The sequence below is a fragment of the Poseidonibacter ostreae genome (genome assembly GCF_009208075.1).
GTDB lineage: Bacteria > Campylobacterota > Campylobacteria > Campylobacterales > Arcobacteraceae > Poseidonibacter > Poseidonibacter ostreae.
In genome coordinates this window covers 40,193-54,724 of sequence record NZ_WFKJ01000015.1, presented here as the reverse complement: position 1 = coordinate 54,724, position 14,532 = coordinate 40,193, and the positions used below count along the sequence as shown (strand labels likewise).

At 27.0% G+C, this 14,532-nt stretch carries 13 protein-coding genes; 6 read left to right on the top strand and 7 right to left on the bottom strand.

The genetic code is table 11. The annotated features are described in order from the left end of the window. Positions 1–70 precede the first annotated feature (70 nt). The 5 genes from GBG18_RS06590 to GBG18_RS06570 are packed head-to-tail and all read left to right on the top strand — an operon-like array spanning position 71 to position 6,724. Complete coding sequence (locus GBG18_RS06590) at positions 71–1,162, top strand: M20 family metallopeptidase (RefSeq protein WP_152189537.1); 1,092 nt, start codon at positions 71–73, stop codon at positions 1,160–1,162. Between the two features lie 24 nt (positions 1,163–1,186). After that, the gene (locus GBG18_RS06585; protein ID WP_152189535.1) at positions 1,187–2,089 is read left to right on the top strand and encodes an ATP-grasp domain-containing protein; all 903 of its coding nucleotides are present in this window, start codon (positions 1,187–1,189) and stop codon (positions 2,087–2,089) included. A gap of 22 nt (positions 2,090–2,111) precedes the next feature. Continuing rightward, positions 2,112–3,626: a helix-hairpin-helix domain-containing protein gene (locus GBG18_RS06580; RefSeq protein WP_152189533.1), complete on the top strand. Its 1,515-nt coding sequence runs from the start codon at positions 2,112–2,114 to the stop codon at positions 3,624–3,626. 3 nt (positions 3,627–3,629) lie between these two features. Beyond that, the gene (locus GBG18_RS06575) at positions 3,630–6,215 is read left to right on the top strand and encodes a M14 family zinc carboxypeptidase (protein ID WP_152189531.1); all 2,586 of its coding nucleotides are present in this window, start codon (positions 3,630–3,632) and stop codon (positions 6,213–6,215) included. A gap of 8 nt (positions 6,216–6,223) precedes the next feature. Then, positions 6,224–6,724 (top strand): gamma carbonic anhydrase family protein, encoded by a 501-nt coding sequence (locus GBG18_RS06570; protein WP_152189529.1) that lies wholly within the window; start codon positions 6,224–6,226, stop codon positions 6,722–6,724. A 41-nt stretch (positions 6,725–6,765) separates the two neighbouring features. Here the strand turns inward: GBG18_RS06570 and GBG18_RS06565 are convergent, their stop codons facing one another. Genes GBG18_RS06565 through recR form a run of 4 tightly spaced genes read right to left on the bottom strand, consistent with a single transcriptional unit; the run spans position 6,766 to position 9,945 of the window. Then, positions 6,766–7,689 (bottom strand): dUTP diphosphatase, encoded by a 924-nt coding sequence (locus tag GBG18_RS06565; protein ID WP_152189527.1) that lies wholly within the window; start codon positions 7,687–7,689, stop codon positions 6,766–6,768. A gap of 9 nt (positions 7,690–7,698) precedes the next feature. Further along, positions 7,699–9,195 (bottom strand): PAS domain-containing sensor histidine kinase, encoded by a 1,497-nt coding sequence (locus GBG18_RS06560; protein WP_152189525.1) that lies wholly within the window; start codon positions 9,193–9,195, stop codon positions 7,699–7,701. 2 nt (positions 9,196–9,197) lie between these two features. Continuing rightward, a complete protein-coding gene (locus GBG18_RS06555) occupies positions 9,198–9,371 on the bottom strand; it encodes a uracil-DNA glycosylase (protein ID WP_152189523.1) in 174 nt (57 codons plus the stop codon). 1 nt (position 9,372) lies between these two features. After that, positions 9,373–9,945 (bottom strand): recombination mediator RecR, encoded by a 573-nt coding sequence (recR, locus tag GBG18_RS06550; protein WP_152189522.1) that lies wholly within the window; start codon positions 9,943–9,945, stop codon positions 9,373–9,375. A gap of 84 nt (positions 9,946–10,029) precedes the next feature. On the opposite strand from recR, the gene dnaJ reads away from it, so the two are divergent. Continuing rightward, positions 10,030–11,154, top strand: coding sequence for a molecular chaperone DnaJ (gene dnaJ, locus GBG18_RS06545; protein ID WP_152189520.1), 1,125 nt, complete (start codon positions 10,030–10,032; stop codon positions 11,152–11,154). Between the two features lie 40 nt (positions 11,155–11,194). On the opposite strand, the gene GBG18_RS06540 is transcribed toward dnaJ, so the two are convergent. The 3 genes from GBG18_RS06540 to GBG18_RS06530 are packed head-to-tail and all read right to left on the bottom strand — an operon-like array spanning position 11,195 to position 14,450. Beyond that, positions 11,195–13,144 (bottom strand): putative bifunctional diguanylate cyclase/phosphodiesterase, encoded by a 1,950-nt coding sequence (locus tag GBG18_RS06540; RefSeq protein WP_152189519.1) that lies wholly within the window; start codon positions 13,142–13,144, stop codon positions 11,195–11,197. Further along, positions 13,141–13,494, bottom strand: coding sequence for a hypothetical protein (locus GBG18_RS06535; RefSeq protein ID WP_152189517.1), 354 nt, complete (start codon positions 13,492–13,494; stop codon positions 13,141–13,143). The genes GBG18_RS06540 and GBG18_RS06535 overlap by 4 nt, the downstream gene beginning before the upstream one ends. Beyond that, positions 13,494–14,450 carry an ABC transporter substrate-binding protein gene (locus GBG18_RS06530; protein ID WP_152189515.1) on the bottom strand — a complete coding sequence of 319 codons (957 nt, stop codon included), beginning with the start codon at positions 14,448–14,450 and terminating at the stop codon, positions 13,494–13,496. The genes GBG18_RS06535 and GBG18_RS06530 overlap by 1 nt, the downstream gene beginning before the upstream one ends. Between the last annotated feature and the right edge of the window lie 82 nt (positions 14,451–14,532).

Genomic DNA, 14,532 nt, shown 5'->3' with positions numbered 1-14,532 from the left:
GAGCTTCTAGGCTACTATTAAATTTATGTAAAATTTCTATCAAACTACATTAAAAGTATGGAAAAAATTCATGAACTACTTAAATGATTTAGAGAAAATTATAAATATCAACTCGTACACAAAAAATAAAGAAGGTGTTGATACTGTTGGAAAGATAATGTCTTCTTGGCTAAAAGAATTAGGTTTTGAAGAGACTGTTTTTCAAAGAGAAGAAATTGGGAATCACCAATTATTTACAAGTAAAAGAAAAGAGAACTTAAAAAATATTTTATTATTAGGTCATAATGATACAGTATTTCCACAAGGAACTTTTGAAGGCTTTACACAAGATGATACTTGGGTTTATGGACCTGGTGTTTGTGATATGAAAGGTGGAAATATTGTAGCCTTAGAATCTCTTAGAAATCTTTATAAAAACAATAATGAAATAACAAATATTGATTTTTTAATTGTTTCTGATGAAGAGAGTGGTAGTGATGATTCTAAGCATGTTACATTAGATATTGCAAAAAATTATGACTTATGCTTTGTATTTGAAGCAGCAGGTCCTAATTTAGAAGTAGTTACGGGAAGAAAAGGTGTTGGTACTTTTACTATATTAGTTGAAGGTATTCCTGCACATGCTGGAACTTCATACTTAAAAGGAATAGATGCAAACCTTGAAGCTTCTTATAAATTACAAGAACTTTCAAAATTAACAAACTTAGATTTAGGAACAACTGTAAACGTAGGGAAAATCACGGGTGGTATTGGAGCAAATACTATATCTCCTAAGTGTGAAATGTTATTAGAAATCAGATACACGACAAATAAAGAAAGAGATAGATTACTATCTTCATTAGATAAAATTACAAATACTTCTTATATCAAAGGTACAACTTCTACTCTTAGTGGTTTAATACAAAGAGATGTAATGGAAGCAAATGAAAATCAAGCAAAACTTATTAAACAAATAGAGGAGATTACGGGAACTACAATTCCAACAGAAAAAAGAGGTGGAGTAAGTGATGCAAATCATGTTTCAAGTTGTGGGGTTACAACAATTGATGGATTTGGACCATTTGGAGATGGAGATCATACTAAAAAAGAAAGAGCTTTAAAAGAAACGTTTGAACAAAGAATAAACTTGATGTCAGACATTTTAAAGTATTTCCAGAAATAGTATAATATTTTTTTAGGGGGCGTTATGAGTAAGAGAAAAATCGGTATGTGGTTATATCAAAATGGTGGTGGAGATGAAATTCAAAAAAAGATTATTACTAAATTAAATGAAAGAGATATAGCAGTAACTCCTGGAATTAATTTAAGAGATGCAGTTGCTAAAAATAGTCATATTATATGGGAAGATAAAAAAGTTGATAAACTAGACCTATTTTTCTCGTACAATGCAGGTGAGCAAACTCAATATCAAGTCTATTTATCAAAAGCTTTAAATCGTATAATTCCAATGATAAACTCTTTTGAATCATTTGAATTAAGTGAAGATAAGTTTCAAACATCTTATTTATTAAGACAGCATGGAATTCAAACTGCTGATTATAAACTATGTCATAGAGATGATACTCATCATTTAAAAACAATAATGAAAAAATGGAATAAAATGGTTTATAAACCAACAGACGGCTGGGGTGGTGTTGGACTTACAAAGATTGAAAATCAAGAAACACTTGATATGTTAATGCCATTTTTAAATCAAATGGATTTAAGATATTTCTATGTAGAGAAATTTATTGATTATGATAATACTGATTATAGAGTAGATATTGTAGATGGACAGTTTGTTGGATGTTATGGAAGAAAAGCTTCAGGTGCTGATTGGAGAACGAATGTAACTAGTGGTGGAAGTGTATTTATGAGGGAACCAAATGATGATGTAATCAATTTGGCACTAAATGCTACTAAAGTTACAGGATTAGATATAGCTGGTGTTGATATTATATATGATAGAAAAAAAGAAGAGTATGTAGTATTAGAAGTAAATGGAATACCAGCATTTGCAACACCTGAACAAGAAAAAATGGGTTTAGATTTCAATAATAAAAAAATTGATTTAATCGTAGATTTAATAGATAGAAAAACAAAAAAATAAATTATAAGAAAAAAGGAAAGAGATGAGTAAATTACCAAAGTTAGGCTTTTTGTATATGGATTACGTTTTAAGGTTTTTTGATTATTCAAACTTTAAAGGTTGGCCAAATAAAATAGAGACTGTTACATATCATTGGGGAAAAGATAAACAAAGATTTATCAATGAAGTTAGAGCAAAAAAAATTGATGTATTAATTGGAAATATCCCAGCAACTGCTTATGAAACATTTAGAGAAATTTCAAATGAACTTCCTCATGTTAGATTTGTTCCATCACTTGAAACACAGTTTCCAAATAAATCAAAAGAGAATGTAACGCTATTTTGTGAAAAACATGATATCTCTATTCCTAAAACAAAGATTTTTCATCAAAATAAAGAAAAAGCTTATGATTATTTAAAAAATGAAGCAACATACCCACAAATCATTAAAAAATCTTATGGTCCTTCAAACTATGGTGGTTATTATGTACATAAAGCGGATAATTTTAAAGAAGCTCATGATTTATTAGAAAAAGAAAAATATGACCCTGTTTATACTCAAAACGGAATAGATTTAAAATATTCTGGAGATTTAAGAGTAATGTTAATAGGTCATAAACCTGTTTGTGCTTTCTGGAGATTCTCAGGTGATGGAGAATGGATTACAAATACTTCTCAAGGTGGAACAATGTCTTATGAAAATGTTCCTATGAATGCACTTGAACTTGCAGTTAAAGCTTCTAAAGCTGCAAAAGCTGAATATTGGGCTTGTGATATTGCAATTGATGCAAATGATGACAAACCATATATTCTAGAGTGTGCAACTGCTTTTGCTGCTTTCCCATATATTAGAGACTGGATTTGTCAATACTTAATGTGGGATTTCTCAAATGGTAAATTTCCAATGCCTCATGTACCTTTATATTCATGGGTTGAATTAGGTAAAATTGATCCTTCATTATTAAGAACAATGAGACATATTGGATTTAGTAAATATAAACCATCTTGTGATGGAGCATTTTTTATAAATGAAAAAGATGATACTTTTGATATGGAAAAAACTCTATTAAATGATCCAAGTGATTATCCAGAAGAGTATTCTTATGATAAATTACCAAACTATGTAAAACTTGAAGACATTCAAACAAAACATATTAAAGATGAAGCATCATTAAATAAAATAAACTTTAATACTGCATCTTTAACTGATTTAATGACATTACATGGAATGGAAGATGATTTAGCAATTGATATCATAGAATTTAAAGAAAATAATACAATCACAGATGCAAGTGATTTATTAGAAATTGAATCAATTGATGAGCAAATGATTGAAACATGGGATGAAAATATTGCTGATATGAGAGTTGATATTAATCATGCAGATGAGAATACTTTAAAGAAAATAAAAGGTATTGGTGCTAAACTTGCAAAAATCATTTTAGATTTTAAAGAAAAAATTGAAGTATTTACAGACTTAGACCAATTAAAAGATATTGAAGGAATTGGTAAAAGTAAATTTACACAATTAAAATCTAGATTAAAAATAGGAGAATAATTTTTGAAACAACTTTATAGATCATATAATGAGTCTACTGATATTTTCAAAGATCTAGAAAATAAATACTCTAAATATATTAAGTTAGAGTCAATTGGAAAAACTTGGGAAAAAAGAGATATTAATTTAATTACTATCTCTAAAGATATTAAAACAGCACATACAAGACCTGCCCTATTTTTTACAGGAACTATTCATGCAAGAGAATGGGTTGGACATGAATTAGCAATAGAGTTTGCTAAATATGTCTTAGAAAACTATGAAAACGACCCAACAATTCAAGCATACTTAGAAAATACAACTATTTATATGGTTCCTTGTGCAAATCCAGATGGATATGAATACTCAAAAAACCACTTCTCTTTTTGGAGAAAAAATAGAAGAGTAAATGCAGATGGAACATATGGAGTTGATTTAAATAGAAACTTTCCAATTGGATATGTAAAATCTTCTGTTCCTTCATCAAATGTATATGGAGGACCTGAACCATTTTCAGAACCAGAAACAAGAGCTTTAAGAGATTTTGTTGAAGCTCATGAAAATATTTCAATTGCTTTAGATTATCACTCACAAGGAAATGTATTTTTCCCTGCACATGATTTTAGACATGAAGATACAATTGATACTACAGATATGAATACTCTTTGTGCAAATATGGCAGAAGAGATAAAAAAAATATCAGGTAGAGAATATGGTATTCATCAAGGTAAACCACCTACTAAACTTATTTCAGGTTCAGGAAGAGAATTTTATCACTCAAGAGGTATTATTTCAAGTGTTGTAGAAGTTGGTACTAGAAATATATCTGATTATATGGATGATATGGATGAGCATGTAAGAGAGCATATTCCTGCTTTACTAGCAGCTGTTAAAGAAGTTCCAAATTATGATAAAAAAAGTACAATTACAAGAGTTGACTCTTTTGAAATCACAGAGATTGGTTCAAATCATGTTAATCTTAAATGGTCTTATACAAGCAAAGAAGATGTGTTTTTTGAAATATATAGAAGTTTAAAAGATAAATCTTTTTGTAATGGTTCAAATTTAATTGCAAGAACTCAAAATCTAGAGTTTAGTGATATTAACCTACAAAGTAATAAAGACTATTATTATAATATTAGAGTTGTAAATAAAAAAACAAACCAAAAATCGCCATTTTATCCTCAAATTAGACTTAGAACAGATCCTGAATATGATGAATTTTCAAGAACTTATTATGCAAACTCTAAAGATACAGGCTATGTTGCGGAAAACTTAAATAATAATGCAAAACACTTTGGTGTAAACTCTTTATTTGTTGGTGTTGATGAAAATAAGGGTATCTCTTACTCAATTATTACAATAAATGTTTCTTCACTTCCTGATAATGCAATTATTAAATCTGCAGATTTCAACTTATATCCTATTAATAGGGTTTCAACAACTATTGAAAAATATGGTGAATGGAATGTTGGTATTGTAGACCAAGAAACAATGGGTGATATTACAGATTTTGATGATGTTGATAATATGAAAATATTACAATATATTGGTAGACCAACATCTTCTGATAAATTAACTCAAGGTATTTGGAGAACATGGGAACTTTCAGGGATTGAATGTGAATGTTTACAAAAAGTTGCAAAAAATGGTCAAGTAACTCTAAGAGTTGAAGGTCCTAAAGAGCTTATTATTGGTAGAACTAGACAGATGATGCAATGGGATATTGGATATGGTAAGTATGGTTATGGATTACCTTATAGACCTAGACTAGAAGTTACTTATACTATTAAACCAACTGTTTCAGTTTTATACCCAAAGGCTTTATATACTTTAAGTAAAGATGGCGTAAAAACAGATGAACTAAGTTCAGGATATGATGAAAATGGATGTAAAATATATTCTACTTTTGAGTTTAATATTTCTTCATTACCACCATATGCTGAAACTTTTATTACAAGAGCTTATTTCGAGTTAAACTCTACAAAGATTTATATTAAAGACGATATTAGATTCCATTTAGAGTTTGTAGATGAAAATATTGATAAAGATTATGAAGGTATTTCCAATAGAGAGATTATTCAAAATATTGGTTATGATGTAAGTGCAAATGAGTTAAAAAACAATCAAACTCAATATTTTACATTTGATACTTTTTCTGAAATCACTTTAAATGAAAAGCTAAAAGATAAAAGTGATGTTGCCTTTGTTTTAAAACCAACAACATCAAGAAAAGCTATAAAAAATAAAACAGTATCATGGGAAACACAAAATCAATCTTTAAGTCCTAAACTTATAATTGAACATATTCCAAAAAGAAGAGAAGCTTTACCACAAGTTGAAAACGCTCAATTAATTAATGAAAATGGAAAGATTAAATTAACATGGACAAACCCTAAACATAGTGATTTAAAAGGGGTAAAAGTTATGAAAAATGCCTATAGAGAGCCCTATTCTACTCATGATGGACAAAAACTTTTTGCAGGTATGGATAACTATACTTATGATGATTTTGGCGCTTTAGATATTGATAAATATTATGCTATTTTTACTTATGATGAAGTTCCAAACTATTCTGAACCTATCATATTAAAGTATGAAGCAAAGTAGGAGAAATAATGATTTTAAAGTTTAAAGAATATTATCCAAAGATTGACCCAAAAGCTTGGATTGCTCCAAGCGCTGATGTTATTGGACAAGTTACAATAGCAGAGAACTCTTCAATATGGTTTCAATGTGTTGTAAGAGCTGATGTTAGTACAGTTACTATTGGCAAAAATACAAATATTCAAGATTTATCAATGATTCATACAGATGTTGATTCTCAAACAATTATTGGAGATAATGTAACTGTAGGACATAAAGTAATGTTACATGGTTGTAAAATCGAAGATAACTGTTTAATTGGAATGAGTGCAACAATTTTAGATAATGCTGTAATTGGTAAAGGCTCAATTGTTGGAGCTAATTCACTTGTTACAGCTGGAAAAGTTTTTCCACCTAATTCTTTAATTATGGGAAGTCCTGCTAAAGTTGTAAAACAATTATCAAGTGAAGATGAGCAAGGATTAATAAATCATGCTGCTCATTATGTAGATTATAAAAACGATTATTCTTAAAAAAATAGCTTAGTAATTTATTTACTAAGCTATTTCTTTTTTTACTTACATTTATTATATGCTTGTGTTAGCTCTTCATATAATATATCAAAACTAACATTATCCATAGTTTCAATAATTTCTACCATTACAACATTATCTTCTCTTCCGTTCCACTCTTTTATGTAAGAGCCCTCTTTATATCCATTATCTTGTCTAAACTTATTTAAACAATTTTTACCAATATAAAGTTTTTGTAACCAAGTAAAAGATAATCCTGAAATTTTACAACATCTGAAGAATTGATCTATAAATCTTTCAATTCCAGAAAATGTTGGCATATTACCAGTTTCAATTGCAAGTGAAATATAAGATAGTTTTTCAGATTCTTTAACCATTGCTTTTACATCAACATCTTCAACTGCTTCATAAATACAATGTGTATTAACTAAAGAAACTGCTTTAGGAACATTTGTTTCTTGTAAAATATAAGACATTAAGAAGTGCCAGATATCCACAAGCTCTACATGAATATTATTCATATCAGGCTGTGCATTGATATTTTTCCAATGTTTCCATGGAGTTGATTCAATCAACTCTGCAACTTCCATATGAATACATCTTAACCAATTAATATCCTTACCAAATCTATTAATACCTAATTCCCAGTTCTTACCATTTGTTGAGTCATTTAATTGTTTTTGTAATAAAAACATCTCTTCTAGTTTATGAGGGAAAGAAGATGATTCTTCTAAAAGTGATGCTAAAGGTAAACACTCTTCAATTACATTATCTAAAGCACTATCATTAGGAAGGTTTTTCTCCCCTTTTAACAAATGAACTATTAATGAAACAGTATAAGGAACATCATCTTTTTCTTCCCACTTTAATACATCTGCTGATGTAACCCCAATATATTTCATAAAATCTTCAATTGATAAAAATCCTAAGGATTTAATACTAGTTTTAAAATCTTTATATAACAAACTCTTCTCCTATTGTAATGGTAATTTAATTATGAACTGTGCACCTATATTTGTGTTTTCAACACTTATAACACCATTGCTATGCTGTTCAATTATCGTTTTACACATATATAAGCCTAATCCTGTTCCATTTTTATTAGTTTTTGTAGAAAAATATGGTTCAAATATTTTTCCTATAACATTATTTGGAATTCCACCTGCATTATCTTCAATTATAATGCAAATATAATCACTCTCTTTTTTTGTACTGATATTTATAATTTTATCTTCATCATCTTTTTCATTTAAAGCATCACATGCATTTTTTATTATATTTATTATTGCTTGTACTATTTCATTTACATATACAAAAACTTCAACATTAAAATCATTTTTAATATTTAATTGTATTGAATTAGCTTTTAATAAATATCCTAAAAAATCTATTGATTTATTTATAATTATAGAAATATCAATTTCTTCTCTATTACGATTTGGCTTAAAAAAATCTCTAAAATCATCAATCGTTTTTGACATATATTGAAGTTGTTTACCAACATCATCTACTACATTATCAATTAACTCATCAGTAATTTCAGAACCCATCATTTTAGTAAGTGGTAATTTTTGAACTAAAATAGAAACTGCCTGTAAAGGTTGTCTCCATTGATGTGCAATCATTGAAATCATTTCACCCATTGCTGCATGCTTTGATTGTTCAATCAATAAGTTTTGTTGACTTTCTATAACTTTCTTTGAAGTTATATCTTGACTAATTGCATCAAAACTTATAATTTGTTTCATATTATCAAAGTTTGGATAAATTGTCGTTTCAACCCAATAGAAATCTCCATTCTTTTTAATATTTTTTAATTCACCTGACCAAATATTTCCAGATTTGATTGTTTTCCATAAATCATCAATAGTCTCTTTTGCTGTGTCATGATGTCTTAAAAGATTATGTGTTTGTCCAACTAACTCAGAACTGTTATATCCATTCATTTTACAAAAAGCTGATGAAACTTTTAATATTTTGCCATTTATATCTGTTCTAGATAATATAACTTGTTTATCAACTATATCAGCAGATTTACTTAATGCTTTTTCAATCTCTTTTGTTGTTTTACTATAAATTTCAATAAAATTTTTTAAAACTTCTTCAAAAAGCTTATTAATTTCTTTTGAGGTTTCAAAACAATTTATATTTAGTTCTGCTAAATATTCAAGTAATGCATTTTTAAAACCAATACAAAGAGTATAAAGTTCATCTTGTTTTACGTTTTGTTTATTTAAATATTTTAAAAAATCATTCATAGATGCAGATTTACCAATTTTTGTATTATTGCTAATTAAATCTATATAATAATCTAATAAACCAAAAGCATATCTTTTGATAAATAACTCTTTATCAATTTTTCGAGTATTTAAAATAATTATAATATCATCTTTATTTATCCAATACCTTATAATTGATAATTTATTTTTCTTAAAATTATTAATTTGATTTTCTAAATATTTTTGCTTCATTACTATCTTTGCTTTTGCTTGAAAAAGTTACAATCGCTTTTACTAGAACTTTTTACAACAACTGATGGTATTTGTTGAGATTTAAACCCATAGGCATTACATCCATGAGGTTTTCCTTGTTCCCAAGTTACATAATAATAAATGCATTTTTGGCATACAATTCTAGGTGTACTCATTTTAAATCTCTACTTTACTTTGAATTGCTTTTGATAAAGATAAAATATCCACATTTTCTAAACTAACTCCTGTTGGAACACCTTGAGCAATCTTTGTAAATTTAATATCTCTATTTTTTAATTTGTCTTCAATGTATAAAATAAAAGCATCATTAGCAATAGAGGGTGTAATAGCGAAGAGAACTGTCTCAACTTTATTATTAAGTACAAACTCATTTAAACTATCTAAAGCATATTGTTCCAACTCTTCTATTACGAAATATTTTCCATCAAACTGCTTAGAATCTTCAATTATAAAGATATCTTTTGCACTTTGAACAATACACATTTTTGTGTTATCTCTAGAGTCATCTAAACACACTTCACATATTTCATGTTCACTCATTGAACCACATTTAACACATTTTGTAATATTTTTTAAAGCATTTTCTATACTATGTGCAATTTTAATACCACAGTAATTATCATTCATAACAACATGATAAGCTAATCTAAGAGCAGACTTCTTACCAATAGTTGGTAAGGATTCAAATGCTTCTACAAGTTCATAAAATTTTTCTAGGCCTTTTTTCATATCGCGATTATATCAAATATTTATTTTTTTTTAGATAAAATCGCGGATTGTGATTAGAATATAAATATTATTTAGGAGTTTACATTGACTGAAATTGATTACTATGAACTATTAGAAGTGAGTAGAGATGCTGATAAAAGTGTTATAAAAAAAGCCTATAGAAAAATGGCTATGAAATATCATCCAGATAAAAATCCAGGAGATAATGAAGCTGAAGAATCATTTAAAGCAGTAAATGAAGCATACCAAGTATTAAGTGATCAAGAAAAAAGAGCGATTTATGATAGACATGGAAAAGCTGGTCTTGAAGGGCATGGTCAACAAAGAGGTGGTTTCTCTGGTGGCTTTGATGATTTAGGTTCTGTTTTTGAAGAGATGTTTGGTTCTGCATTCGGTGGTGGCGGAAGTTCAAGAAGACAAAGAAAATCATATAACTATAATTTGGATGTTGCTGTAGAAGTTAGACTAGAGTTTAATGAAGCAATATTTGGATGTAATAAAGAGATTAAATACACATATAAAACTGCTTGTAAAGCTTGTAAGGGAACTGGTGCTAAAGATGGTAAATTATCTACATGTTCAACTTGTGCAGGACAAGGTCAAGTTCATGCTAGACAAGGTTTTATGACTTTTGCACAAACATGTCCAACATGTCAAGGCTCAGGTCAAGCTGCAAGTTCATCTTGTAAAAAATGTAATGCTACAGGATATGATGAAGTTAAAGATAGCTTTAAAGTTGATATTCCTGAGGGTGTAAATGATGGAATGAGAATTAGAGTTTCAAATAAAGGAAATATTGCACCAGATGGTTCAAGAGGTGATTTATACTTAGAAGTTTCTGTAAAAGAAGATTCTCACTTTGTAAGACATGATGACGATATTTATTATGAAGCACCTATTTTCTTTACACAAGTAGCTCTTGGTGGAAAAATCAAAATACCTGGATTAAGAGGTGAATTAGAGCTTGAAATTCCAGCAGGTGCTAAGGATAAGCAACAGTTTACATTTAAAAATGAAGGTGTTAAATCTGTTCAAGGATATGGAAAAGGTAATTTAGTAGTACAAATTAAAATTGAATATCCAAAAAAATTAGATAGTGAACAAAAAGAGTTATTAGAAAAACTACAAGAAAGTTTTGGAGTAGAAAGTAAACCTCATGAAACTAGCTTTGAAGGAATGTTTGAAAAAGCTAAAAAATGGTTCTCATAAAAACTAAATATTAGTTATTAAAATTGAAATAGTAGAAATACTATTTCAATGAATTAAGTAACTCTTCTAACTCTTTAAAAGGTATTGGTTTTGAGTAATAATACCCTTGAATATTTAAACAATCATTTTTTACTAAAAAATCTTTTTGTTCTTTAGTTTCAACACCTTCAGCAATTACTTCAAGTTTTAAACTTTTTGCTAATGCAATAACAGATTTTGAAATTGCTACATCTTCCTCGTCAAAAGGTAAATCTTTTATAAAAGCTCTATCAATTTTAAGTTTATTAATAGGTAACTTTTTTAAGTATGCTAAAGAAGAGTATCCCGTACCAAAGTCATCTACAGATAATTTAACTCCATAATTACTTATTCTTTGTAGTTTTTCAATTGATGATAAAGGATCTTCCATAATAGCACCTTCAGTAACTTCTAATTCAATACTATTTGGATTACAATTATATGCTTCAATTGTTTCAAAAAGCAAAGAGATAAAATCATCACTTTTTAATTGTTTCATTGCTAAGTTTAAAGAAAGTGTTTTAATATCAAATCCCTGTTTTAATAAAAAAGCAAAATCTTTAATAGCTTTTTTCATTACTATTCTATCAATTTCAACAATAAATCCTGCATCTTGAGCAATAGGAATAAATTCATCAGGAGGTATTAATTCATTACTTTGAGGGTTTTTCCATCTAACTAGGGCTTCCATTCCCATTAACTTATTAGTTAATCCATTATATTGAGGTTGGTAATAAACAATAAAATCTTCATTTAAAATTGCTTCTCTGATTTTATTTTCTAAAATCACTCTTTTCATAACTTCAAAGCTCATATCTTCAGTATAAAACTTAAATCCATTTCTACCATCTTCTTTTGCTTTATACATTGCAGAGTCAGCATTCTTTAATAAATCATCTATTGTCTTTCCATTATTTGGATATAAAGAAATACCTATACTTATTGTTAAATGAATCTTTTGGTTTTTATAAACAATTGGTTCAGCAATACTTGTCATTATTTTATTAACAACTTTTTCAAGATCGTCCATTTTTGATATATCATCAATCAATATAAGAAATTCGTCTCCACCTTGTCTACAAATAAGATCATTTGCTCTAATTGTTCTTTTTAAACGTTTTGAAACTTCAATTAAAACTTCATCCCCAAACTTATGACCAAAAGAGTCATTAATCTCTTTAAATCTATCTAAATCCATAAATAATATAGCAATCACATTATCAGAAGAAAAAGAAATTCTTTTAATTTTTTTATAAAATTCTCTTTTAAAGTAGTTTCTGTTAGTTAATCCAGTTAAGTCATCATGAGAAGCTCTATAACTTAACTTATATTTAGAGTGTCTATCTTTATATAAAACTAAAATATAAAGTATTTGACTAATAATTACAAAAAGAAGAACTAATAAAAAAGCCATTATATTAAAATCACTATAGTTTATCTTTTTTGAAACATACAGATAACTTTTATTAAAGTTATCTATCTCTTCAAAATATGTTAACTCTTTAGAAAAAATATTATCAAAAAAACTTACATCAATATTTTTTTCTAAATTATGAGTTTCAATAACTCTAATTTCATACTCTTTAAACTTATCTTTTACTTTTTCAATAACTTTTTCAAGATTAATATTAATTATATAAAAACCATTAGTATTTTTAAACCTATAATCATCCGAATCTACACTTATTTCACCACTATAAGTAGCTTTTATAAATAAATGCATTGTATTACCTAATTCATCAATAAATCTATCTTTTATTATAACATTGTCACTTCTTGATGCTTGATTAAAGTATTTTTTAAAGGAATTATCATTGTAAATATCAAAACCATAAAATCTTGAATATTTATAAGATGATGGTTCTATATAAATAATTGGACCATATTTATTCTCTTTTTTTTCATTTTTTACAATTTGATTATCTTTATTATATCTTTTGATATCAAAATCATTAATTTCAGAAAATCTCATGTCTTCAATAAAGGAATTTTATTATCCTTATTAACTATAGTGGCAAAAGCTACGGTTTCAATGTAAGAGTAGTTTTTAAATAAATCTTTAGATAGAGTTGAGAATGAAGAACTATTTAATTCATTACTTGATTTATAATAACTACTTAAGGATGTAATTACACCTTTTACTGTTGAGATATGATTTGATAACTCTTTTTTAATTACATTTTCAACATTAAAATTAAAATTATCTTCAAGTTTTGATAACTGATGTAAATATTGTGAAAAACTAATTATTAATAATAATAGAAGATTTACTATAAAAATAATAGATTTTGCTTTAAGTGAAAAAAACTCTATTTTAAACATTACTTCATTTCTACTTTTTTTGATTTTATTAATAAATTTCTTGATATCTTAATATTTGCACTATTTAGCAATTTGATATTTACATAATTATTCCAAGTTTTATTTGAAGTAACAGGAATATTTTTTATTGCAAAACCATTTAATATTGCTTTTGCAGTGTTTCCTGCCCAAACTCCTTGTTCCTTAGCTTTTATAATTAGTCCAACCATAGAAAAAGGCATCATCCAACTATAAGTTGATAAAACAAGTTTTTTACTATTTTTTAAAACAAAACTTTTAACTTCTTCATCATTCCATCCTTTTATAGATGAATTATGTCCTAATATAATAAAATCATAATTTTCTTGAGCTTGAAGATATTTATTTTTCCAAGCATCAATATTATTTACTAAATAATTATCTAAGTATATATTATGTTTTTTTGAGTATTCAATAAACTTAGTTAAATCTTTTTTATCAGTAATAGTATCATCACCTAAAAATAGACCTTTATTTCCACTAATTGATTTTGCAATTTTAAATAAATTTGAAATAGGTAGTATTTCTAATATTCCCGTAGTATTTTGATATGAAAAGTTATAATCTTTTGCACTCCAATTTATACCACAAAAAACCAAGGGAATAGAAGAATCTTTAAAATAAGGCTTTAAAACATACTTTGCAGCATTATCATCTGAAGCAATAATAATATCAGGATTAAGAGTATCAATCATTTTTTTTACTTCTAAGGCTTTGTTTTTAATACTAGGTATATCTTTATTTATTTTAGTATTTAAATCAAATGTAGTAACTATACATGTGTCTTTTAATATAGTTTTAATCTCTTCAGATATTTTATCTGACCATATATATCCTGAATGATAAGAGTTAATATATACACATTTTTTATTTTTTGCATAAGTATTTGTACTAAATGCAATAGATAAAATTGTAAAAAAAAATATTATTTTATTCATATTAATGACTTTTTTATTTTAAGTTTAGCATACTTTATTTAATTTATCTATAAAAAATAACAATTTAATAATATTAGAATTT